This is a genomic window from Stappia sp. (genome assembly GCF_040110915.1).
Lineage (GTDB): Bacteria > Pseudomonadota > Alphaproteobacteria > Rhizobiales > Stappiaceae > Stappia.
On record NZ_CP157793.1, the window covers coordinates 3,767,907 to 3,791,508 of the forward strand.

Consider the following 23,602-nt stretch of genomic DNA (forward strand, 5'->3'; position numbering starts at 1 on the left):
TCTACAGCTTGCGGATCTCGTCCTGGCCGGGACAGGTGGCGAGCGCCTCGCTTGCCGTGCGCCCGTCGCCGAGCGGCGCCCCGGGCCAGATCTCGGCGAGCGGCACCAGCACGAAGGCGCGTTCCCCCATGCGCGGATGGGGGATGCTCAAGCCCTCCTCCTCGACGCGCGCCTCGCCATAGATCAGCACGTCGATGTCGATGATGCGCGGCCCCCAGCGCACGTCGCGCTCGCGGCCGAGCGCGCGTTCCACCTCCAGACAGCGGTCGAGCAGCGCGCGGGGGCCAAGCGTCGTCTCGATCACCGCGCAGGCGTTGCGGTAGTCGTCCTGCGGCACCGGCCCCCAGGGCGGCGTGCGATAGTCGTCGGAGCGCGCGACAACGCGAATGCCATCGGTTTCGCCAAGGGCGGCGAGCGCCGCCTCCAGATGCGCCCGCGTGTCGCCGATGTTGGAGCCGAGCCCAAGGGCCGCGCGCACCGGCGCGTCCTTCGCGACCGCGCTCATGACAGGCCCTCGCGCCGGGTGGCGCCGACGATCCGCGCCGCATCGGCGTGCGGCTGCACATTGTGAACGCGCACCATCGCGGCCCCCTTCATCATTGCGATCGTATGCGCGGCGAGCGATCCGTAGAGCCGGTCGTCGGTCTCTACCCGCAGCACCGCGCCGATGAGCCGCTTGCGCGAGGCCCCGACGAGCAGCGGCAGGCCATGCTTGTGCAGGCTCTCCAGCCGGTTGAGGATCAGATAGTTCTGGTCGAGCGTCTTGCCGAAGCCGATGCCCGGATCGAGCATCAGCCGCGCGCGGGGAATGCCGGCGCGGTCCGCAAGCTCCATGGAGCGCTCGAAGAAGCGGTCGATGTCGGCGAGGATGTCGATCTGCGGATCGGCCGCCGCGCGATTGTGCATCATGATCGCGGCGGCGCCGGCCTCGGCCACCGTGTCCGCCATCGCCGGGTCCTTCTGGAAGCCCCAGACATCGTTGACGATCACCGCCCCGGCCGCGCAGGCCCGGCGCGCGATCTCCGCCTTGTAGGTGTCGATGGACACCGGCAGACCGAGCGCCACCACGTCGTCGAGAACCGGGGAAAGGCGTCGCCATTCCTCGTCCAGCGGAACGGGCGTGGCGCCGGGCCGTGTGCTTTCGCCGCCGATGTCGAGCACGTCAGCGCCATGGGCGGCCATCTTGCGCGCGCTCGCCAGCGCGTCCTCGCGCGCCAGAAAGCGCCCGCCATCGGAAAAGGAGTCCGGCGTGACGTTGAGGATCCCCATCACGCGCGGCACGGTGAGGTCGAGCGATCCGCCCGCAAAGGCGAGGCGCGCCGGATCGGGGAGACGTGTCATGGTCGGCCTGGCTGCTCCGCGCGAGAGGTCTTGACGGCATTCGCCCGACCGGCGCGCACCGCCCGGTCGAAACGGAAGCCGTCATGCGCCCATCGCGCCCATACGTCAAGGGCGGGGCGTCAAGGGCGGGGCGCCAAGGGCGGGGCGTCAAGGGCAGGGCGTCGCGGCACGCCCGCCACCGCTTCCGTCTCGGCGACCGCGGCCGGCCCTCAGGGCGCGGAGGCCTCCCCGCGCCGGTTGTAGCGCCCGAGCCCCACATAGGACCCGACGGCCAGGAACAGCATCGCCGGCGGCACCACGATCATGCCGAGCAGCGGATCGCCCAGGGCGGCGGCCACCAGAGACCCGAGCAGCCCGGCGCCGAACTGCAGGAAGCCCATCATCGACGAGGCGGCGCCCGCGATCCTGGGAAATCCCTGCAAGGCGGCCGTCGAGGTCGAGGGCAGAGACATGGCGAGCGAGAAGGCGAAGAGGCCGACCGGCCCCATCACGCCCAGAAACGTCGGCGCGCGCAGCGTGAGCAGCGCGATCATGAGACAGCCCGCGACGACCATGCAACTGAGACTGAAGGGCAGCAGCCGGGTCGCGTCGACCCGCTTGAGCAACCTCCCGGTGACGATGGTCCCGGCGATGAAGGAGCCCGATTGCAGCATCATCCCGAAGCCGAACTCCACCGGCGTCAGGCCGACGCCGTCGATCAGCACGAAGGGCAGCAGCGTCGCCAGCGTGTAGATCGTGCCGATGCCGAAGCCGACCAGCAGGCTGGGCTGGAGATAGCGCGGATCGATCATCAGGCTCAGGTAGTTGCGCAACAGGACGCCGGGCCGCAGATGGGTCCGGTCGATATAGGCGTTGGTCTCGCGCAAGGCGACGAGCACGGCCCCGGTCAGCCCCACGCCGTAGACGATCATCGCCCAGAAGATCTCGCGCCAGCCGAAGAACTCCAGCGTCAGCCCGCCGATCGAGGGCGCCAGCGCGGGCCCGAGCGCCAGCATCATGGCGATGGTGTTCATGATCCGCGCCGAGGTCTGCCCGGTGAACTGGTCGCGCACGATGGCCCGCGACACGGCCACGCCCACCGAGGCGCCGACGCCCTGCATGGTGCGCGCGACCAGCATCCATTCGATGGTCGGCGCGAAGGTCGCCATCACCGTGGACACGAGATAGAGCGCGAGAAAGACGAGCGTCACCGCCTTGCGCCCGAAGGCGTCGGTCAGCGGTCCACAGACGAGCTGGGTCAGCGCGAAGCCGGTGAAATAGGCGGTGAGCGTCAGTTTCACCATGGAGTCCGAGGTATCGAACACCTGCGCCAGCACCGGCATCGCCGGCGTGTAGAGCGCCATTGTGATCGGCCCGATGGCGACGAGCCCGGCGCCGAGCGCGGCCGTGCGCGCCTCGCTCATCGGCGGGCGCGCGGTGTCGCCGGGCGACGCGCCTCCGGACAGGGAAGGGTCGGGAACGTCTCTCATCGCCGGCCTCCGGGGCCGCAGACCGCGAGATTGATCTGCATGCGGTCCAGCAGGGCGAACACCGTGTCGATCTCCTCGGGCGAAAAGCCCTCGACGGCCTGCGCGCGAATGCCGAGCGCGACCTCGTGAATGCGTGCGAGTGCCGGTTCGGCGGCCTCGGTGAGCACGACGAGCTTGGCCCGGCGGTCGGCCGGGTCCGGCATGCGCACGACGTAACCGGCGGCTTCCAGCCGGTCGAGACAGCCGCTCACCGTCATCGGCTCGACGCCGAGACGCTCGGCCAGCGCGCTCTGGCGCAGGCCGGAGTAGTGCTCGACGAAGGCGAGCGTGCGCGCCTCCGAGACGGTGAGGCCGGTATCGGCTTGCGCCAGGGCGCGCTCGAAACGGCGACGCATCAGCCGGGCCAGATCGCCGACGAGAAACCCGATGGGCCGCAGCGGCGGCGACGAAACGGTCTGGGACATGGATCAGCGGACCTTATTATATGCTTACCTTATCAATTGGCCGTCAAACCGGCGCTGTCAACCCGCCCGCAAACCCATGCTGCGTTGCAAGAAACCCTGCGTCCCTGTATAGAGAGCGCGAAAATCCGCGGGTCCGAGGGGCCCGCGGTCTCTTTTTGGAGCCGGGATTCATGGACTTGCGCAACATCGCCATCATCGCTCACGTCGACCATGGCAAGACGACGTTGATCGATGTGCTCCTCAAACAGTCCGGCGCCTTCCGCGACAACCAGCGCACGGAAGAGCGCATGATGGACTCCAACGATCTGGAGCGCGAGCGCGGCATCACCATTCTTGCCAAGGTGACCTCGCTCACCCACGGCGACACCCGCATCAACATCGTCGACACGCCCGGCCACGCCGACTTCGGGGGCGAGGTGGAGCGCATCCTGCACATGGTCGACGGCGTCGTCCTGCTGGTCGATGCGGCGGAAGGCCCGATGCCGCAGACCAAGTTCGTGCTCGGCAAGGCGCTGAAGCTCGGTCTTCGCCCGATCGTCGCCATCAACAAGATCGACAAGTCGGACCAGCGCGCCGACGAGGTGCTGGACGAGGTGTTCGATCTCTTCGCGGCGCTCGACGCCGACGAGGACCAGCTCGACTTTCCCGTGCTCTACGGATCGGCCAAGCAGGGCTGGATGGCGCCCAATCCGGACGGTCCGCGGGACTCCATGGAGCCGCTGTTCGATCTGGTCACCGCGCATGTGCCGGCGCCCGAGTTCGAGGAGGGCGCCTTCCGCATGCTGGCGACCACCATCGAATCGAACCCCTTTCTGGGGCGCATCCTCACCGGGCGGATCGTCGCCGGCGAGGCGGTGCCCAACATGGCGATCAAGGCGCTGTCGCGCGACGGCAAGACCGTCGAGACGGGCCGGATTTCCAAGGTGCTCGCCTTCCGCGGGCTTGAGCGCCAGCCGATCGACAAGGGCGAGGCGGGCGACATCGTCTCCATCGCCGGTCTGTCGGAAGCGACCGTCTCCGACACGCTCTGCGCGCCGGAGATCAAGGCGCCGATTCCGGCCCAGCCGATCGATCCGCCGACGCTGTCGATGACCTTCCGCGTCAACGACGGGCCGCTCGCCGGCACCGAGGGCGACAAGGTGCAGTCGCGCGTCATCCGCAAGCGGCTGATGGACGAGGCCGAGGGCAATGTCGCGCTCAAGATCGAGGACGCGGCCGACGCCGACGCCTTCATCGTCTCGGGGCGCGGCGAATTGCAGCTCGCCATCCTGATCGAGAACATGCGCCGCGAGGGCTTCGAGCTGTGCGTCGGCCGGCCGCGCGTGGTCTATCAGACCGGCGAGAACGGCGAGCGTCTCGAGCCCATCGAGGAAGTGATCATCGACGTCGACGAGGAACACTCCGGCGCCGTGGTGCAGAAGCTGTCGGAGCGCAAGGCGGATCTGCTGGAGATGCGCCCCTCGGGCAGCGGCCGCACGCGGCTCGTCTTCCATGCGCCGACGCGCGGGCTGATCGGCTACCAGTCGGAGCTTCTCTCCGACACGCGCGGCACGGCGATCTTCAACCGCGTTTTCCATGCCTATGCGCCGCACAAGGGGGAGATCCCCAGCCGCCACACCGGCGTGCTGATCTCCAATGGCGACGGCGAGGCGGTGGCCTATGCGCTGTTCAACCTGGAAGACCGCGGGCCGATGCTGATCGATCCGGGCGTCAAGGTCTATCGCGGCATGATCATCGGCGAGCACACGCGCGGCAACGACCTGGAAGTCAACGTGCTGAAAGGCAAGCAGCTCTCCAACGTGCGCGCGTCCGGCAAGGACGAGGCGGTCAAGCTGACGACGCCGATCCGCCTGTCGCTGGAAGCCGCGCTGTCCTACATCACCGACGACGAACTGGTCGAGGTGACGCCCAAGACCATCCGCCTGCGCAAGGCGCTGCTCGATCCGCACGACCGCAAGCGCGCCGAACGCGCCGCGACCAAGGCGAGCGCCTGACACGGGCGCCGGCCGATAAGCTCAGCGCGGGTCGCGGACCCGCGCGAGCAGGGCCAGCCCGCTGACGAAGAAGACCAGGATTACCGCCATGCCGGCGGCCTGGCTGGCGGTTGCCGCCGTGACCAGCCCGACAAGCAGCGGCGCGAGGAAGCTCGTCACCTTGCCCGACAGGGCGAAGAGCCCGAAATACTGGGTCAGCATCGGCCGCGGCGCGAGATGCACCAGAAGCGTCCGCGAGGCCGCCTGCAGGGGCCCCGCCACCGCGCCGAGCAGGCCGCCCAGCACCAGAAAGACCTGTTCCGGCAGGGTCGAAAAGAGCCCGCTCTCCGCCGCCGGCGGGGCGGTGTCGATCACGAAGAACACCGTGTCCCGATCCACCGACACGAGCCCGAGCCCGCAGACGATCAGCACGACGAGCGCACCGGCGATCACCGGCTTCGGCCCGAGCCGGTCGTCGAGCCGGCCGCCGATCACCGCGCCGAAGGTGCCGGTCACGGTCAGCAGGATGCCGAAGGTGCCGATCTCGATGGTCGACCAGCCGAGCACGCCGGCGGCGTAGATGCCGCCGAAGGCGAAGAGCGCGACCAGCCCGTCCTTGTAGATCATGTTGGCGAGCAGGAAAGTGAGCACCTGCCGGTTGGCCCGCGCCTTGCGCGCCGTGTCGGCAAGGTCGGAGAGCCCGTGGCGTACCGCCTCCGACAGCCGCACGGCCCGGCGCGGCACGTCCGGCACCAGAAAAAACAGCGGCAGCACGAAAACGAGATACCACAGCGCCGATAAGGGACCGGCCGCCCGGTCGCCCGCGCGCGTCGCCGGATCGAGCCCAAGGATCGGATCGAGGCCGAGCAGCGTCTTGCCGGTGTCCGGATTGGCGGCCATCAGCCCGAGCGCCACCACCAGCGAGACGAGCCCGCCGAAATAGCCCATCGCCCAGCCGCTTCCCGACAGCCGACCGAGCCGTCGGCGCGGCACGAGATCCGGCATCATCGCATTGGTGAAGACGGTGGCGAACTCCACCCCGAGGGTGGCGACCGCGAAGGCGACAAGCGCGATGGCGACGCTTGCGGGCGTGCCCGGCACGGCCAGCCAGAGTGCGGCACAGCCAAGCACGAAGGGCACGGAGAAGGCCGCGATCCAGGGCTTGCGCGCGCCGGTCCTGTCGGCGATCGCCCCGAGCACCGGCGCGAGCACGGCAATGGCGAGCCCGGCGGCGGCCGTGGCATAGCCCCACAGGGCCTGCCCCTCAGCCGGTGTCGCGGCGACGGCGGAGGCGAAATAGGGCGCGAAGACGAAGGTCGTCACCAGCGTGAAGAAGGGCTGCGCGGCCCAGTCGAACAGCAACCAGGCCGGCACCGCCCCGCGCGGCACCCCGACGCCGCCGTCGGCGGCATCGGGGTCCCTGTCGTCCCGCGCTGGAGCCGTCATGCGAGCTCGGCGAGCAGGCCGGCGGCGACGGAGAACTTCGACACCGACAGATCGCCTTCGATGATCTCGCCGGCGGCGCGCGCGGTGCGCGTCACCCGCGTCTCATGGGTCGCGAGCCAGGTCTCGAAGCCGCCGGCCTCCAGCGCGTCGCGGGTGACGTCGCGATGGGCGCCGGCGAGCGTCGCCCGCGCCCGGTCGAGCGCCAGCCCGTCGTAATAGTCGAGGATCTTGAGGTCGCGCGCCTTGGCCTCCATGGCGCCGAGCCGGAAATGCGCGGCGACCTTGAAGAAGACGTCCGCCACCTCCGCGAGATCGCGCCCGCTTTGCTCCGCCACCAGGATGATGTCGGGGATCTCCGTTTCCACCGGCAGCCGGGCGATGCGGGCGGCCAGCTCCTTCGGCACGCCGCCGGCCTCGAGCCGGGCCGTTTCGGCGGCGATCCCCGCCCGCGCGCTGTCCTGCACGATCGACAGGAGTTCCGGCGCCAGCGCCTGGATCCCGTCGCGGAAGCGCGTCACCTCCGCCTCGAGCCCCGCGCCCACGGCGACGTTGCGCAGCATCCACACGGTCTGTTCCAGGACGAGGTCCTGCACCGCGCGATAGAGCTCCAGCTGGAGCGCCCCGTCGATGCGCGTGTCGAGCGTATCGATCTCGCCGTTCAACGCGGTGAGCCCATAGGCGTCGCGCACGATCGCGAAGGCCTGCGCGATCTGCGCGGGCTCGGCCCCCGTCTGATCGGCGATGCGGGTGAGATAGGTCGGCCCGCCCCGGTTGATCATGGAGTTGGCGAGCATCGTGGCGATGATCTCGCGCCGCAGCCGGTGGCCGGCGATCTCCTCCGCATAGGCCTCCTGCATCTGCTGCGGGAAGTAGCGGAACAGCTCCTTGGCGAGATAGGCGTCGTCGGGCACGTCGCTGTCGAGCAGCCGGTCGTAGAGCGTGAGCTTGGCATAGGCCAGCAGCACGCCCGTTTCGGCGCGGGTGAGCCCCAGTTCCGCCGCCTCGAGTTCGTCGAGCGCCGCGTCGTCGGGCAGTTCCTCCACCGCCCGGTCGAGCAGGCCGGCCTGTTCGAGCTGGCGCATCATGCGCCGCTGGTAGCCGAACTCCTCCATGCCGCGCGTTTCCGACAGGCTGATCGCCAGCGTCTGCAGGTAGTTGTTGCGCAGAACCAGCGCGGCGACCTCCTCGGTCATCTCCGCCAGCAGCGCGTTGCGGTCGGGCAGCGACAGCCGGTTGGCGCGCACCGCCGCCCCCAGGCCGATCTTGATGTTGACCTCAAGGTCGGAGGAGTTCACGCCGGCGGAATTGTCGATGGCGTCGGAGTTGCAGCGTCCGCCGCGGCGGTTGAAGGCGATGCGCGCCTTCTGGGTCATGCCGAGGTTGGCGCCCTCGCCGACCACCCGCGCGCCGAGATCGGCCGCCGTCACGCGGATCGCATCGTTCGCCCGGTCGCCGACATCGGCGTCGCTTTCGCCGGCCGCACGGACATAGGTGCCGATGCCGCCGAACCACAGAAGGTCGACCTTCATCTTGAGGATCGCGGTCATCACCTCCTGCGGCGTCGCCTTGGGCTTGGCGAGGCCGAGCATCTCCTGCACCTGCGCCGACAGCGGGATCGACTTGGACTGGCGGGAGAACACACCGCCGCCCTCCGAGATCAGCGAGGCGTCGTAATCGGCCCAGGACGAACGGCCCAGGTCGAAGACGCGCTTTCGCTCCTCCCAGGTCGTCGCGGGGTCCGGATCGGGGTCGAGGAAGATGTCGCGGTGATCGAAGGCGGCGACCAGCCGGATCGCCTTCGACAGCAGCATGCCGTTCCCGAACACGTCCCCGGACATGTCGCCGATGCCGGCGACGGTGAAGGGCTCGCTCTGGATGTCGCGGTTCATCTCGCGGAAATGGCGCTTGACCGCTTCCCAGGCGCCGCGCGCGGTGATGCCCATCTTCTTGTGGTCGTAGCCGGCCGAGCCGCCGGAGGCGAAGGCGTCGCCCAGCCAGAAGTTGCGGCTTTCGGAAATGCCGTTCGCCGTGTCGGAGAAGGTGGCCGTGCCCTTGTCGGCGGCGACCACCAGATAGGGGTCGTCGTCATCGTGCCGCACGACCCGCTCCGGCGGCCAGACCGCGTCGCCGCTCAGATTGTCGGTGACGTCGAGCAGCGAGGAAATGAAGATCTTGTAGGCGCTGGTGCCCTCCTTGAAGACCTCCTCGCGGCTGCCGCCGACGGGAAGCTGCTTGGGCACGAAGCCGCCCTTGGCGCCGACCGGCACGATCACCGCGTTCTTCACCTGCTGCGCCTTGACCAGACCGAGCACCTCGGTGCGGAAGTCCTGCGCCCGGTCGGACCAGCGCAGGCCGCCGCGCGCCACCATGCCGAAGCGCAGATGCACGCCTTCCACGCGCGGGCTGTAGACGAAGATCTCGCGAAAAGGACGCGGCAGCGGCAGCTCCTCGATGCGGCGCGGATCGAGCTTGAAGGCAAAGGTCGGCTTGGCCTGCCCGTGTGCGTCGAGCTGGTAGAAATTGGTGCGCAGCATCGCGTTGATGACATTCTCGAAGCGACGCAGGATGCGGTCGTCGTCGAGGCTGTCGACCGTGTCGAGACGGTCGAACAGGTCGCGCTCGACCCGCGCGGCGCCGAGCGAGCGGTCCTCGCCGTTCGGGTCGGGGTCGAAGCGCAGATGGAACATCTCCACCAGCTTGGTGGTGATGTCGGCGTAGCGGTTGAGCGTCCGCCACATGTAGTCCTCGGAATAGCGGATGCCCGCCTGCCGCAGGTAGCGCGACAGGGCGCGCAGCATGGCGATGTCGCGCCAGGCGAGCCCGGCCGAAAGCACCAGCGCATTGTAGCCGTCGGACTCCGCACGGCCGCGCCACACCGCCATGAACAGCGCCTCCAGACGGGTGCGCAGGTCGTCGGTGAGGTCGATCGCCTCGCCGCCCGCCGGCTCCAGCGTGAGTTCGTGCAGATAGGCGAGCGGCCGGTCCGCCGGGGTGATCCGGTAGGTGCGCTCGTTGATCACCCGAAAGCCCATGTTCTCCAGGATCGGCACCCGCGCCGACAGCGGGATCGGCAGAAGGTGGTGATAGACCTTGAGCAGGACCCGGTTGGCCGCGTCGCCCGCCCGCCGGGTGAACTCCAGCGCGGTGTCCGCCGCGTCGCTCAGCCGCTCCACGATGCGGATGTCGGCAAGCGCCGTTTCGGCCGAATAGATTTCGCGATAGCCCGCCTGGAAGGCATCGGCATAGCGCTGCGCCTGTTCCAGCGCGCGCGTGCCGCCATAGGCGGTGCGCAGCACGCCCTTCAGGTCGTCCGCCCAGGTGCGCACGATGTCGGCCACCGCCTGCTCCAGCACCTCCTGGCTCGGATCGGGCGTCTCGCCCTGATCGCGCCCGATGATGAAATGCACGCGGGCCAGCGGACCTTCCGGATAGGTCATGTACCAGGCCGACAGGCGCCCGTCGAAGGCCTCGGCCAGATAGGCGCCGATGCGGATGCGGGTCTCGGTCGTGTGGCGGTCGCGCGGCACGAAGCACAGGATCGACACGAAGCGGTCGAACCGGTCGCGGCGCGCGAGCACGCGGATGCGCGGCCGCTCGTCGAGCTGCAGGATGGCGATGGCGTTGTGATAGAGCAGGTCCGGGTCGATCTGGAACAGCTCGTCGCGCGGGTAGCTCTCCAGAACGTTGAGCAGGGCGCGGCCCGAATGGCTTTCCGGGTCGTGTCCGGCGCGGGTCAGCACGCTGTCCACCTTGCGGCGCAGGAAGGGGATGCTCTTGGTCGACAGCGTGTAGGCCGTCGCCGTGAGCAGGCCGACCACCCGCAATTCGCCGACGAGCGCGCCGGCATCGTCGAACAGCTTGATGCCGACGTAGTCCATGTGGACCCGCCGGTGCACGCGGCTCTTGACGTTGGCCTTGGAGACGATCAGCGCCTCCGGCTTCATCAGGAAGTCGCGGATTTCCGGCGTGATCAGCACGAATTCCGACCCGCGCCGCAGCACGCGCACGCTCGGATCGGCGAGCAGGCCGAGGCCCGTGCCCTTCTTGTGCGACAGCTCGCCCTGGGCGACCCCGCCCTCGAAATAGTATTCGCGCATGCCCAGCAGGGTGAAATTGTCGGCCGCCAGCCATTCCAGGAACTGGATCGCCTCGGCGAGCTCGTCGACCGGGATCGGCGGCGGCATATCCTTGTAGGTGGCGATCGCCTCGGCGAGGCGGGCGCGCATCGCGCCCCAGTCGCGCACCGCGACATGCACGTCCTGCATCACCTGGTCGAGCCGGTCGGCCAGCGCGGCGCGCTCCACCTCGGTGTCCATGCGCGGCACGTGAATGTGAATGAGGCTTTCGCGCCGGCCCTTGCCCTGGGCGTTCGTGCTGCCGTGATAGGCGACGAGATCGCCGGCCTCGTTGCGCTCGACCGCCAGGATCGGGTGCAGCACGAGGCGCACGTCCAGACCGCTGGACTGCAATTCGCCCATCACCGAATCGACGAGAAACGGCATGTTGTCATTGACGATCTCGACGATCGTCACGTCGCCGGCGCGGCTGCCGTCGCTCGGCGCGGCCGGATTGTCGACGCGCACCGAATGGGTGTCGAGCGGATGGCGGGCGAGCCCGTCCCAGGCCGCGCGCGCGAACGCCGCGAGATCGTCCGCACTGTAGGTGACGAGGTCCTCGGCCGCCCCGCGTGCGTACATGTCGCGCGCGAAGGGGCGGACCTCCTCGCCAAGTCGCTCCAGCACGGCATCGATCAGCTTGGTTTTGGCCTGCTCACGTGCGTCGGGCATTTCCCCACCTTCCGGGTTCGGTGATGTGTGTCGGCGGTCCGTCGGCGTCGATGCGCGGCGCGGACTCGAATGGGACCGTCGCCCGGCACTGGCATGGCCGAGCAACCGCATGCTAGAGCGAGTTATCGCGCGATGGAATCACTTCCGGTGACCATCCACCTAATCTTTGTGGGCGCGCGAAAAGCGACGCTGGGGAAGAAAAAAGCGACACCGCACAAGAAAACCGGACGCATCGCACGCGACACACGAGGGAGGAAACCGCCATGACCGACACTGCCAAGACCGACACCGGCAAGACCGACACCGGCCAGACCGACCCGCAACCGCCGGTGGCCCTTCACCTGCCCCGGGAGACGGAACTCAGCCCGGAAACCGAGGCCTATTTCGCCAAATGCCGGGAAAAGCTCGGTCTCGTGCCGAACGTGCTGAGCGCCTATGCCTTCAATCAGGCGAAGCTCGACGCCTTCACCGCCATGTACAACGACCTGATGCTCGCCGACAGCGGACTGGACAAGCTGGAGCGCGAGATGATCGCGGTCGCGGTCTCCGCCGTGAACCGCTGCTTCTATTGCCTGACGGCCCATGGCGCCGCCGTGCGGCAATTGTCCGGCGATCCGGAACTCGGCGAACTCATGGTGATGAACTACCGCGTCGCGGATCTCTCGCCGCGCCACCGCGCCATGCTCGACTTCGCCGTCAAGCTGACCGAGCGCCCGGCGGAAATCCTGGAGAGCGACCGGCAGGCGCTGCGCGACGCCGGCTTCAGCGACCGCGACATCTGGGACATCGCGGCGGTCGCCGCCTTCTTCAACATGTCGAACCGGGTCGCGGCGGCCACCGACATGCGGCCCAATCCCGAATATCACGGCATGGCGCGCTGACGCGCCGACCCGGGACAGCGCATCACGAACGCATGACAAACCGCCAGGCGCTGGTGTAGAAAGCGGGGCCGACCGGGGCGCGGACCCCGGCGCAACCCTTTTTCCTGGAGAACGATCATGGTCGCGAAGGTGTTCATCGACGGCGAAGCCGGCACGACGGGTCTGCAGATCCGCGAGCGGCTCGCGCGTCGTCGCGACCTCGAATTGCTCACGATCGCCGCCGACAGGCGCAAGGACACGGCGGCGCGCGCCGAGCTGTTGAACGCCGCCGACGTGGCCATTCTCTGCCTGCCCGACGACGCCGCGCGCGAAAGCGTGGCGCTCATCGAGAACGCCACCACGCGGGTGATCGACGCCTCGAGCGCGCATCGCACCGCCGAGGGCTGGGACTATGGCTTCGCCGAGATGACGGCGACGCAGGGGGCGGCCATCGCCGCGTCGACGCGCGTCTCCAATCCCGGCTGCTATCCGCAAGGGGTGATCGCCTGCGTGCGGCCGCTGATCGAGGCCGGCCTGCTGCCGGCGAGCTATCCTGTCACGGTCAACGCCATTTCCGGCTATTCCGGCGGCGGGCGGCAGCTCATCGAAAGCTACGAGGCGAACGGCGCGCATAATGCCGCCTTCCTGCCCTACGGCCTGACCTTCGATCACAAGCACCTGCCGGAGATGACGCGCTATGCCGCGCTTTCCGCGACGCCGCTGTTCCAGCCGGCGGTCGGCAACTACGCGCAGGGCATGGTGACCTGCGTGCCGCTGCGCCTCGACACGCTGGACAGCGTGCCCACGGGCGCGGCGCTGCACGACGCGCTGACGGCGCATTACGCGGCCCTTGGCGAGAGCTTCGTGGACGTGGCGCCGCTGGTGGAGACCAACCGCACGCCCGATCTCGACCCCGAGACCTTCAACGGCACCAACCGCATGCGCCTGCATGTCTTCGCCAACGACGCGCGCGCCCAGGCGGTGCTCGTGGCGGTCTACGACAATCTCGGCAAGGGCGCGAGCGGCGCGGCCGTGCAGAACCTCAACCTGATGCTCGGCGTCGACGCGGCCACCGGCCTCGCCGCCTGAGCATATTCCCTTCAAGACGATCCGTTCCCGAGGAGATCCGCGACATGGACAAGTTCGAAACGCTGACGGGTGTCGCTGCCCCGCTGCCGATCATCAACATCGACACGGACATGATCATCCCCAAGCAGTTCCTGAAGACGATCAAGCGCACCGGTCTGGGCAGCGCGCTGTTCCACGAGATGCGCACCAACGAGGACGGCTCGGAGAACCCGGACTTCGTGCTCAACCAGCCGGCCTATCGCGGCGCGAAGATCCTCGTCGCCGGCGACAACTTCGGCTGCGGCTCGAGCCGCGAGCATGCGCCCTGGGCGCTGCTGGACTACGGCATCCGCTGCGTGATCTCCACGAGCTTCGCCGACATCTTCTACAACAACTGCTTCAAGAACGGCATCCTGCCGATCGTCGTCAGCCCCGAGGAACTGGAAAAGCTGATGGACGACGCCCGGCGCGGCGCCAACGCCACGCTGACCGTCGACCTGGAAGCCCAGGAGATCCGCGGCCCCGACGGCGGCGTGATCACCTTCGAGATCGACCCGTTCCGCAAGCATTGCCTGATCAACGGCCTCGACGACATCGGCCTGACGATGGAAAAGGCGCCCTCCATCGACGTCTACGAAAAGACCACCGCCGAAAGCCGCCCCTGGGTGTGACCCGGCACCGGTCCTGACCGCCCCCCGCAAGACCCGGCCCCGGCGGCCGGGTCAGACTGCCGAGAAATCCTTGCAAGGTCGTCCTCCCGGACGCAGCGAAGCGGAGATCCGGGATCGGAGAGGCAAGGAGCACGAAGGGGAAACTCTCTAGAAAAAGCAGAGCTTTCGGCTCCCCGATACCGGGTTGCGCTGACGCGTGCCCGGCATGACGCCCCGGATCCTGTCGTTTCGGCGCAAAGTGCAGTTGGCCAGACGTTTCGCGGGCGCGCGGTCACGCCTCGTCGGCGGATGCGACGAGCGCGGCGCGCAAGGATTCCAGGTCGCGCTTGAGGCGGGCAAGATCGACGCCCGTGTCGGCGCCGAGCGCGGCGATTTCGCCCGGCAGGGAGGCAAGCGCATCTTGCAGGGCCTGCCCCGAGGCGCTTAAGGACACGAGAACGCGGCGCTCGTCCGCCGCGTCGCGCCGGCGGGTGACATGCCCCGCCGCCTCGAGCCGCTTGAGCACCGGGGTCAGCGTGCCCGAGTCCAGAAAAAGCGCCGCGCCAAGATCCTTCACGGAAGCCTCGCCGCGCTCCCACAGCACCAGCAACACCAGATATTGCGTGTAGGTCAGACCGAAGGGCGCGAGCTTGCGCGCATAGACCCGGCCCAGCGCCTGGGTCGTGGACTGCAGGGCGAAGCACAGTTGCGCGTCGAGCGTCTGGCTTGCCGCGCCGCCGCCCGGGCGGGTCTCCTCGCGCAAAGGCACGGGCGCGTGAGGGGAGCGGTCATCCCCGGTCATCGTCTTGTCTCCGGTCACGTTCCCTCCAACTGCGGGTCCTCCATCTGCGGGTCCTCCAGCTGCCCGCCCTCCAGCTACGGCGCGGCGTCGGGCACGTCAATGCGGACAAAATATTGCACAAAATTAAATTGGGCGCTATTTAAATAGTCTCAGGACCACGAAGGGAGATCCCATGACCCCGCTTTACACCGCCCATGCCACGGCCGCCGGCGGCCGCACCGGCACCGCCCGCTCCGACGACGGCCGCCTCGACGTGACGCTTTCCACCCCGGCCGCGCTCGGCGGCGACGACGGTCCCGGCACCAACCCCGAACAGATGTTCGCCGCCGGCTATTCCGCCTGTTTTCTGGGCGCGATGAAATATGTCGCCGGTCAGGACAAGATCGCGCTGCCGGCCGAGACCACGGTGTCGGCGGATGTCAGCATCGGCCCGCGCGCCGATGGCGGCGGCTTTTCCATCTCCGTCACCCTGACGATTGCCCTGCCCGGCCTGGAGCGCGCGCAGGCGCAGGCGCTTGTCGACAAGGCGCATGTGGTCTGCCCCTATTCCCATGCCACGCGCGACAACATTCCCGTCACGCTGACACTCGCCTGAGCATCGACCGGGCGGACCGCGGCGGGCACGGCCCGCCGCCCGCTCAGCGCCGCAGGCTTTCGATATAGGTGCCGAGATCGGCGATCTCGCGGTTCGACAGCCCCATGCCCGGCATCTTCGGATGCGGCGCGGCCAGAAACGCGGCGAGCCGGTCGGCGCTGAAGTCCGGCCGGTTGGCGACTTCCGCGAAGGTCGCCACCTCGGCGACCGGTCCGGCCTGCCCGGTCTCGACCACATGGCACTCCGCGCACCAGATGCGGGCCAGCGACAGGCCCGCCTGCGGATCGGCCGCCGCCGGCGCCGCGCCCGCCGTCACGGCGAGACCGAGACCGAGCGCCACCGTCGCCCCGCCGGGACCCCGCCTCTGCCAACGCGCGCCCCGCCCGTCCGCTTGCGTCTTGCCGTTTCTCATGCCGCCCCCTTTCGTCTGCCGCATCCTGTCTGCCATCAAGGGTAGCGGCGAACGGCGATTGACGACAGACTGTCGGTGTCCGCGATCTGTCTTGCGCACGGCATGTCGCGCACGCCATTTCACGCGAGAGTTGAGGGGAGGACCGCGATGACCATCTGCCGGACCCAGAACCACCGGACCACGCCGGCGCCGCGACGCCCGGCCCGGCTGCGCCGCCGCGCGGGGCTGTTGCTGCTTCTCGCCGGCCTCGTGCCCGCGCTCGCCGCCCTTCCCGCGCGCGCCGACACGCCGGCGCCCCCGCCGATCCTGTCGGGCGACGACCGGGTGCATCCGGTGCTCGCCCGCTCCGGCATGGTCGCCAGCCAGGAGGCGCTGGCGACGCAGGTGGGCCGCGACATCCTGCAGCGCGGCGGCAATGCGGTCGACGCGGCGGTCGCGGTCGGCTTCGCGCTCGCCGTGACGCTGCCGCGCGCCGGCAACCTCGGCGGCGGCGGCTTCATGATGATCCACATGGCCGAGAGCGACGAGACGCATGCGCTGGACTACCGCGAGACCGCGCCGGCGGGGGCCTTTCGCGACATGTTCCTCGACGCGGACGGCGAGGCGGACGCGCAGAAGTCGCGCTTCTCCGGCCTTGCCATCGGCGTTCCGGGCACGGTCGCCGGACTCACGGCGGCGCACGCGCGTTTCGGAAGCGGCGACTTCACGCTCGCCGAACTGATCGCGCCCGCGATCCGTCTGGCCCGCGAGGGCTTTCCCGTCTCCCCGGATCTCGCGCAGTCGCTGCAGCGCTCCGTCGTGCGCCTCGCCAGCGATGCGGATGCGGCCAGGATCTTCTACAAGCCGGACGGCGGCTACTATGCGGTCGGCGAGACCCTCGTGCAGGAAGACCTCGCCCGCTCGCTCGAGCGCATCGCGCAAGACGGTGCCTCGGGCTTCTACTCCGGCCCGGTCGCGCAGGCCATCGCGGCGCGCGTGCAGGACGCCGGCGGTTCCATGACGGTGGAGGATCTGGCGGCCTATGAGACGGTGTGGCGCGCGCCCGTCACCGGCACCTATCGCGGCTACGAGATCGCCTCCATGCCGCCGCCCTCCTCCGGCGGCGTGCATATCGTGGAAATCCTCAACATGCTGGAGCCCTTCGACCTCGCCGAAATGGGCGCCGGCTCGGCCGCCGCGATGCACGTCATGGCGGAAGCGATGAAGCGGGCCTATGCCGACCGGGCGCAATTCCTCGGCGATCCCGATTTCGTCGACGTTCCGGTCGCCGGCCTCACCTCCAAGGCCTATGCGGCCGAACGCATGGCCGATTTCGATCCCGACCGTGCAACGCCCTCGGCCGAGATCGCAGCCGGCGCGCCCGCCCCTTACGAGAGCGACGAGACCACGCATTTTTCTGTTGTCGACCGGCACGGCAACGCGGTCTCCAACACCTACACGCTGAACTTCTCCTATGGCGTCGGCATGATGGCGCCGGGCACCGGCATCCTGCTCAACAACGAACTCGACGACTTTTCCGCCAAGCCGGGCGTGCCCAATGCCTACGGGCTGATCGGCGGCGAGGCCAATGCGGTCGCCCCGCGCAAGCGCCCGCTGTCCTCCATGAGCCCGACGCTGGTCTTCCGCGACGGCGATCTGGTGCTCGCCACCGGCTCGCCCGGCGGCAGCCGCATCATCACAACCGTGCTGCAGGTGATCGTCAACGTCGTCGACCACGGCATGAACATCGCCGAGGCGAGCACCGCCCCGCGCATGCACCACCAGTGGCTGCCGGACGAGATCCGCATCGAGGACGGCATTTCACCGGACACCCGCGCGCTGCTGCGCGACAAGGGGCACGCGGTCGAGGAAAAAAGCGTGATGGGCTCGACCCAGTCGGTGATGGTGGTGCCGGGCGGACTGGCCGGCGCCTCCGACCCGCGCCGGCAGGGCGCGCTCGCCGCCGGTCACTGAGGCGCAACGGTCACTCGGGCGCCGACATCCGGCGCCCGGGCGGCGGCGTCGGCCGCAACAGCGTGATCGCCAGCAGCAGGACATAGGCGCCGCCGAGCAACAGCGGCATGCCGCGATTGCCGAACATCTCGACCGCGACGCCCGACAGCGTCGGTCCGGCGAAGCCGCCCACGCCCCACATGATCGCGAAACCGGCGTTGCCGGCGATCAGCATGGCGCCGGTGAATCGCCGGCCGAGCTCCATCAGCGCGATGGTGTAGACGCCGTAGGCGGCCGAGCCCCAGACGAAGACCATGGCCCACAGCGCAAGGCGCGTTTCGATCACCAGCGGCAGCAGCGCCGCGCCGAGGATCGTCAGGCCGCACAGAAGCGCCATCATCCGGCGCGGCCCCCAGCGGTCGGCCAGCGTGCCGATGGGCACCTGAAACACGATGTTGCCGACGATCAGCACCGCGAGCGCCGTGGCGGCGGCGGCCTCCGAGAGACCATGCGCCAGCGCGTACACCGGAAAGAAGGTCAGGATCGCCTGATCGAAGGCCGCCGCGATGCCCGTCACGACCATCAGAAACGGAATGAGCGGCACGATGGCGGCGAGCGAGCCCGTGTCGCCGGCCTCGAAGCGCGGCAGACGCGGGCGAACAACGAGCGTGAGCGCCGCGCAGACCGCCGCCACCGCCATGCAGAGATAGAAGGGGGCGAGCGTCTCGGTCCCGGTCACCGTCAGCGCCGCCGGACCGAGCGCGAAGCCGCCGGCCAGCGCCGTGGCATAAAGGCCGAGGACCCTCCCGCGGATGCGGTCGGGCGCGAGCTGGTTCACCCAGGTCTCGCTGCAGATGTAGAGCACGTTGATCGCGATCCCGAGCAGGAAGCGGATCGGGAACCAGACCCACAGGCTCTGGAAATGGCCGAGGATCGCGAAGAGGACGAAGAGCGACACGGCGCTCGCCAGCGCCAGCCGCGCCGCGCCGAAGCGCAGGGCGAGACCCGGAATGAACGGCGCGGAGACGACGATCCCGATCGGCATGGTCGCCGCATTGGCGCCGATCAGCCAGGCCGCCGTCTCCTGCCGCTCCAGGATGAAGGACAGCAGCGGATAGGTCAGCCCCTGCGCCATTCCGAAGACGGCGATCATCAGCAGAACGACCGCCAGCGCCACCCGGTCGAGATCGGGGCCGGCGGTGTCGCCGCGCGCGGCGCTCATCAGGCCGTCTCCCGCGTCTGCCGCGCCTCGGAGTCCGGGGCGACCGGACGCACCAGCGTGGTGGCCGAAGAAAAGCCGAACAGCGGCTTGAGAACGGTGAAATGCCTGGTCTCGCCGGCCACGAAACCGGTGCGCTCGTAGAGCGCGCGGGCACGCGGGTTTGTGTCGATCACATCGAGCCGGACGCCCGAATAACCCTCGCGCGCGGCGATCCCCGCCACGGCGTCGAGCAGCGCCGTTCCGACGCCGAGCCCGCGCGCGTCAGGCGCCACCGCGATGCCGTCCATCGGCAGGGCGTCGTCGTCCTCGGCCTTCTCCAGGAGCGCCAGTCCCGCCATGCGCAGGAGCGCGCCGACCAGGCCGAAGGCGTCGCGAAAATGCCGAAAGCCCGGCTCGAAAAGCCCGGTCCCGGCATGCTTGAAGCCGGCCACTCCGACCAGACGGTCATCGAGGATCGCCGTCGCCGCCCGGTCGTGGCGCAGATGCGGGGCAAGAAACGCCACCGCCGCCTCCTTGCTCGCGAAGAAGGGACGCAGCTTCTGGTAAAGCGCGTCGACGTAGATGCGCGTCGCCGCCGCCTCGTCGCCGGCGCGCACATGCGGCAGGATGATCATGGCTCAACTCCCGAACACGCCCCCGCCCCGCACGGGGGAGCCGGCGCAAGGGGTACCCTGCTTTGCCCGGGTTGCAAACCGTCACACGCGCACGGAGAGCGGTTTCTTCTTGTGTTGCGTCTGCACCACCCGCCGGTCGCCTCGGGTCGCAGAATCGGGGTATGCGAAGGTATCGACTGTCGCTGGATGGAAAGAAGGCCTCGCATGGAGAGCATCGCGCCGCTTCTGGAATGGCTCGCGCGCAGCGAACTCGCCCGCGTCATGGCGACCTCCGCGCCCGCCCGCGAGACCGCCGCCACGCTTCACGCGCTCGGCGCGATGGTGGTCGTCGGCGCGGCGCTGCCGCTCAACCTGCGCCTCCTCGGCCTGTGGCGCGGCGTGCCGCTGGCCGATCTCAACCGCGTCCTGTCGCCGCTGATCCTGCTGGGCTTCGTCACGACCGTCGCGAGCGGCGTGGCGCTCGCCGCGCTGCGGCCCTTCGCGCTTCTCGGCATGCCGGCGGTCCAGGCCAAGCTCGCGCTGATCGCGCTGCTCATGATCAACGCGCTGGCGCTGCGCCTCGTTCCGGCCTGGCGCATGCTCGATCAGGTGGATTCGCGCGGCACGATCTCGCGCTTTCGCACCGCCGGGCTGATCTCGCTGCTGGCCTGGTCAGGCGTGCTGGCGCTCGCGCGCTGGCCGGCGCTTCTGTAGCGGGGAACCGAACCGGCCCGCGTCACTGCGCGCGGCGATAGATGCCCGTGTTGACCACCGTGCCCTCGCCCGGCACCTCGACGCTTTGTTCGATCTCCAGCGTGCGCCCGTCCTCCGACAGCATCCGCCGCGCGCTCATCAGCACCATGTCGCCGCGCTTGGCCTGCGAGGTGAGCGTGGTCTCGTCCTCGAAGAACAGCAGCAGCCGGTCGGCGAGCCCGCTTTCGCCGAGCCGCTCGCCCGGGCCGCCCGGCACGCCGGCGATTTCCGCCTCCAGCCGTTCGCCGTCGGCCGTGATCGTGATCATGCGGATGCGGATCAGGCCGAACTCCTCCTCGATGGTGCAGGTGGCCGAGCGCGGCAGATCGCTTTGGTCGAACTCGCTCTCGTCGAGATCCAGCATCCAGGTGCCGAGAAACGGGGCAATCGTGTCGGTCATGTCGCTCTTCACATCCCAAGGCTGACGGAAATTGGCTGTGCCGCCCTTGTAGAGATCGGGGCGCGGCTTGTCATGGGTGCGCGCCGCCGGCGATGCGCGGAGTCCCGTATAGACGAAGGACGTTCTGGAAACCGCGCCCGCCCGCGCCCAATATGCGAGCCGGGAGGACACAACAATGACGGCCAATGTGCTCATCGTCGACGATGAAGCGGCGATCACCGGGTTCCTGAAGGAGCTGATCGAGGAGGACGGCTACCGCGTGGCCACCGCCGCCGATGCGCGCAGCGCCCGCGCCGCGCTTGCAGCCGGCACGCCCGACATCGTCCTGCTGGACGCGGTGCTGCCGGACGGACACGGGCATGCGCTGTGCCAGGACATTCGCGCCGACCGCGCCACGCGCCACGTGCCGGTCATCATGATGAGCGCCTGCTCGCGCCCGGTCGACGTGGAAAAGGGCCTGGCGCTCGGCGCCGACGCCTATCTCGGCAAACCCTTTTCCGCCAGCCAGCTGATGACCACCGTGACGCGCCTGCTCGAACGGGGCGCGCGCGGCACGGAGCGCGCGGCCGGCTGATCCCATGTCACTCAACCGGTCCTTCACCGGCATCGAACGCTGGAGCCTGCGGCTTCGCATCTTCCTGTTCTTCGCGCTGATCGCCGCCGGCAGCGCGCTCGCCATCGCCGCCGCCCTCGTCTATCTCTCCCGGGGTGGCGCGGCCCCCGATCTCGACCGGCTGGTGCTCGCCGGTCTCGGCCTGATCGGCGCCACGACCGGGCTGACGCTGTGGGTCTGGATCAAGTTCGACGATCACGTCGCCCGGCCGCTGACGAGCCTCGGCGCGAACCTGCGCGCCTCCGTCCATGCCGGCGCCACCCATGAGCTGCCCGAAACCACCGGACGCTATCTCGGCCTGCTGGCGCCGGCCATGCGCGAGGCGAGCGCGGCCCTCGCCGAGGCCCAGCGCGACACCGACGCCATCGTCGCCCGCGCCACCGCCGACGCGGAGCGCCAGCGCGCGCGGCTCGAGGCGGTGCTGCGCGATCTCCAGCAAGGCGTGGTGATCTGCACGCTCACCCACAAGGTCCTGCTCTACAACCGCTTCGCGCAGACCCTGCTCGACCAGGACGGCGCCGCCGGCCGCCTTGGTCTCGAACGGCACCTCACGGGGCTGATCGTCGCCCAGCCGCTGCGCCACGGGCTCGACCGGCTGACCCGACGCTTCGCCTCGGGGCGCCATCGCACGCATCGCGAGGGGCTGTCCGCCCCCTTCGTCAGCGCCACCGCCTCGGGCCGCGACTCCTTGCGCGGACGCATGTCGCTGATCCTCGACGCGGAGGAAACGGCACCGATCGGTTATGTCGTCACCTTCGACCGCATCACCGACGAACTGGCCGCCGGGATCTGGCGCGACCGTCTGCTGCATGACGTGACGCAGGACATGCGCCAGCGGGTGGCGAGCCTCAGCCTCGCCGCGCAGGTGCTGCTGCGCCGCGCCAAGCTGCCACCCGAGGACAACGCCCGTCTCGCCGGCACGGTGGCCGAGGAAACGCAGGTGCTTGCCGAGCGGCTCGACCGGCTCGATCAGGTGACCGGCGACCTGCTGGCCGGCGCCTGGCCGATGACGGATGTCTTTTCCGCGACGCTGGTCGATTGCACCGCCGCGCGGCGCTCGGAAGGACGGGCGCTCGCCGTCGCGCCGGTGGGCGAGGAGGTGTGGCTCGCCTGCGACAGCGCCTCCGTCGTGGAACTGATGGACCGGCTGCTGAACCGCGTCGCGGTGCACGCCGAGGTGTCCGCCTTCGACCTCGGCGTCCATCGCGACGACGGGCGCTGCTATCTGGATCTCGCCTGGACCGGCGCCCTGGTGCCGGTCGAGACGCTGGAAGGCTGGCTCGACGAGCCGCTCGACGAGAGTCTCGGCGCCATGTCGGGCCGCGATGTGCTGAGCCGGCACAAGACCGAGATCTGGTCCGACCGCACGCCCGACGGCAAGGCCCGCATCCGCCTGCCGCTGACATCGGCCGCCGACCATGTCGACCGGCCGGAGAAGTCGCCGACGCCGATCCCCGAGCGTCCCGAGTTCTACGATTTCGACCTCTTCGCGCGCGAAACGCCGGCCTCCATCGAGGATGCGCCGCTCAGGACGCTCTCCTACGTGGTGTTCGACACCGAAACCACCGGGCTGGAGCCCTCGCGCGGCGACGAGATGATTTCGATTGCCGGGGTGCGGATCGTCAACGGGCGCGTGCTGCGCGGCGAGGTCTTCAACGCCTTCGTCCATCCGGGGCGCAGGATTCCGGTCGCCTCGACACGGGTGCATGGCATCACCGACGCCATGGTGGCCGAGGCGCCGCCGCTCGAAACGGTCGTGCCGGAGTTTCACCGCTTCGTCGCCGACAGCGTTCTGGTCGCCCACAATGCGGCCTTCGACATGACGTTTCTCGCCAAGGACCGCAGCCGCACGGGCGTCGCCTTCGACCAGCCGGTGCTCGACACGGTGTTGCTCGCCGGCCACATCTTCGGCACCGCCGAAAGCCTGACGCTGGATGCGCTCGCCGAACGCTTCCAGATCGCCATTCCGCCGGAGGACCGCCACACCGCGCTTGGCGATGCTCTGGCCACGGCGGAGGTGCTGCGCAAGCTGATCGGCCTGCTGGAACCGCTCGGCGTCACCACGCTCGGCCAGGCGATCGAGGTCTCCAACCGGCAGGTCGCCCTGCGCCGGCGCCAGAAGGGCTACTGAGCCGTCACCCGCCCGCCGCCGACCAATGACGACCAATGACGACCAGTGACGACCAGTGACGGCTTGACCGGCGCGCGAAGACGCTGTGTTC

The 23,602-nt window shown here is 69.3% G+C and carries 20 protein-coding genes; 9 read left to right on the top strand and 11 right to left on the bottom strand.

Going from position 1 to position 23,602, the window contains the following annotated elements; genetic code table 11:
* Position 1 precedes the first annotated feature (1 nt).
* From folK to ABL312_RS16820, 4 genes are all read right to left on the bottom strand, one after another.
* Positions 2-505, bottom strand: a complete 504-nt coding sequence (gene folK, locus ABL312_RS16805; RefSeq protein WP_349358550.1) for a 2-amino-4-hydroxy-6-hydroxymethyldihydropteridine diphosphokinase — start codon at positions 503-505, stop codon at positions 2-4.
* A complete protein-coding gene (gene folP, locus ABL312_RS16810; protein ID WP_349358551.1) occupies positions 502-1,341 on the bottom strand; it encodes a dihydropteroate synthase in 840 nt (279 codons plus the stop codon). The genes folK and folP overlap by 4 nt, the downstream gene beginning before the upstream one ends.
* Positions 1,342-1,550: 209 nt before the next feature.
* On the bottom strand, positions 1,551-2,810 hold the full coding sequence (locus ABL312_RS16815; RefSeq protein ID WP_349358552.1) for a multidrug effflux MFS transporter: 1,260 nt from the start codon (positions 2,808-2,810) through the stop codon (positions 1,551-1,553).
* Positions 2,807-3,274 carry a MarR family transcriptional regulator gene (locus tag ABL312_RS16820; protein WP_349358553.1) on the bottom strand — a complete coding sequence of 156 codons (468 nt, stop codon included), beginning with the start codon at positions 3,272-3,274 and terminating at the stop codon, positions 2,807-2,809. The genes ABL312_RS16815 and ABL312_RS16820 overlap by 4 nt, the downstream gene beginning before the upstream one ends.
* Positions 3,275-3,444: 170 nt before the next feature.
* On the opposite strand from ABL312_RS16820, the gene typA reads away from it, so the two are divergent.
* Complete coding sequence (gene typA, locus ABL312_RS16825; protein ID WP_349358554.1) at positions 3,445-5,268, top strand: translational GTPase TypA; 1,824 nt, start codon at positions 3,445-3,447, stop codon at positions 5,266-5,268.
* Between the two features lie 21 nt (positions 5,269-5,289).
* Here the strand turns inward: typA and ABL312_RS16830 are convergent, their stop codons facing one another.
* On the bottom strand, positions 5,290-6,693 hold the full coding sequence (locus ABL312_RS16830; RefSeq protein ID WP_349358555.1) for an MFS transporter: 1,404 nt from the start codon (positions 6,691-6,693) through the stop codon (positions 5,290-5,292).
* A complete protein-coding gene (locus ABL312_RS16835) occupies positions 6,690-11,480 on the bottom strand; it encodes an NAD-glutamate dehydrogenase (protein ID WP_349358557.1) in 4,791 nt (1,596 codons plus the stop codon). Before ABL312_RS16835 ends, ABL312_RS16830 begins: the two co-directional genes overlap by 4 nt.
* 263 nt (positions 11,481-11,743) lie before the next feature.
* Between ABL312_RS16835 and ABL312_RS16840 the strand changes: the two genes are divergently transcribed.
* The 3 genes from ABL312_RS16840 to leuD all read left to right on the top strand — a co-directional run bounded on the left by ABL312_RS16840 (position 11,744) and on the right by leuD (position 14,079).
* Entirely contained in the window at positions 11,744-12,361 is a 618-nt protein-coding gene (locus ABL312_RS16840) for a peroxidase-related enzyme (RefSeq protein WP_349358558.1), read from the top strand.
* A gap of 117 nt (positions 12,362-12,478) precedes the next feature.
* Complete coding sequence (gene argC / locus ABL312_RS16845) at positions 12,479-13,429, top strand: N-acetyl-gamma-glutamyl-phosphate reductase (RefSeq protein WP_349358559.1); 951 nt, start codon at positions 12,479-12,481, stop codon at positions 13,427-13,429.
* A gap of 44 nt (positions 13,430-13,473) precedes the next feature.
* Positions 13,474-14,079 (top strand): 3-isopropylmalate dehydratase small subunit, encoded by a 606-nt coding sequence (gene leuD, locus ABL312_RS16850; protein ID WP_349358560.1) that lies wholly within the window; start codon positions 13,474-13,476, stop codon positions 14,077-14,079.
* Positions 14,080-14,350: 271 nt separating this feature from the next.
* Here leuD and ABL312_RS16855 read toward each other — a convergent pair whose 3' ends face one another.
* Positions 14,351-14,860, bottom strand: a complete 510-nt coding sequence (locus ABL312_RS16855) for a MarR family transcriptional regulator (RefSeq protein ID WP_349358561.1) — start codon at positions 14,858-14,860, stop codon at positions 14,351-14,353.
* A gap of 172 nt (positions 14,861-15,032) precedes the next feature.
* Between ABL312_RS16855 and ABL312_RS16860 the strand changes: the two genes are divergently transcribed.
* A complete protein-coding gene (locus tag ABL312_RS16860) occupies positions 15,033-15,455 on the top strand; it encodes an organic hydroperoxide resistance protein (RefSeq protein WP_349358562.1) in 423 nt (140 codons plus the stop codon).
* 43 nt (positions 15,456-15,498) lie between these two features.
* Here ABL312_RS16860 and ABL312_RS16865 read toward each other — a convergent pair whose 3' ends face one another.
* Entirely contained in the window at positions 15,499-15,867 is a 369-nt protein-coding gene (locus tag ABL312_RS16865; protein WP_349358563.1) for a c-type cytochrome, read from the bottom strand.
* A 147-nt stretch (positions 15,868-16,014) separates the two neighbouring features.
* Between ABL312_RS16865 and ggt the strand changes: the two genes are divergently transcribed.
* Positions 16,015-17,820, top strand: coding sequence for a gamma-glutamyltransferase (gene ggt / locus ABL312_RS16870; RefSeq protein WP_349358564.1), 1,806 nt, complete (start codon positions 16,015-16,017; stop codon positions 17,818-17,820).
* A 10-nt stretch (positions 17,821-17,830) separates the two neighbouring features.
* On the opposite strand, the gene ABL312_RS16875 is transcribed toward ggt, so the two are convergent.
* Positions 17,831-19,021: an MFS transporter gene (locus tag ABL312_RS16875; protein ID WP_349358565.1), complete on the bottom strand. Its 1,191-nt coding sequence runs from the start codon at positions 19,019-19,021 to the stop codon at positions 17,831-17,833.
* The gene (locus ABL312_RS16880) at positions 19,021-19,635 is read right to left on the bottom strand and encodes a GNAT family N-acetyltransferase (protein ID WP_349358566.1); all 615 of its coding nucleotides are present in this window, start codon (positions 19,633-19,635) and stop codon (positions 19,021-19,023) included. Before ABL312_RS16880 ends, ABL312_RS16875 begins: the two co-directional genes overlap by 1 nt.
* A 204-nt stretch (positions 19,636-19,839) precedes the next feature.
* On the opposite strand from ABL312_RS16880, the gene ABL312_RS16885 reads away from it, so the two are divergent.
* Positions 19,840-20,328: a hypothetical protein gene (locus ABL312_RS16885; RefSeq protein ID WP_349358567.1), complete on the top strand. Its 489-nt coding sequence runs from the start codon at positions 19,840-19,842 to the stop codon at positions 20,326-20,328.
* 22 nt (positions 20,329-20,350) lie between these two features.
* Here the strand turns inward: ABL312_RS16885 and ABL312_RS16890 are convergent, their stop codons facing one another.
* Positions 20,351-20,767, bottom strand: a complete 417-nt coding sequence (locus ABL312_RS16890) for a hypothetical protein (RefSeq protein ID WP_349358568.1) — start codon at positions 20,765-20,767, stop codon at positions 20,351-20,353.
* Positions 20,768-20,942: 175 nt separating this feature from the next.
* Between ABL312_RS16890 and ABL312_RS16895 the strand changes: the two genes are divergently transcribed.
* Positions 20,943-21,341: a response regulator gene (locus ABL312_RS16895; RefSeq protein WP_349358569.1), complete on the top strand. Its 399-nt coding sequence runs from the start codon at positions 20,943-20,945 to the stop codon at positions 21,339-21,341.
* A 4-nt stretch (positions 21,342-21,345) separates the two neighbouring features.
* On the top strand, positions 21,346-23,511 hold the full coding sequence (locus ABL312_RS16900; RefSeq protein WP_349358570.1) for an exonuclease domain-containing protein: 2,166 nt from the start codon (positions 21,346-21,348) through the stop codon (positions 23,509-23,511).
* The last annotated feature ends 91 nt before the right edge of the window (positions 23,512-23,602 follow it).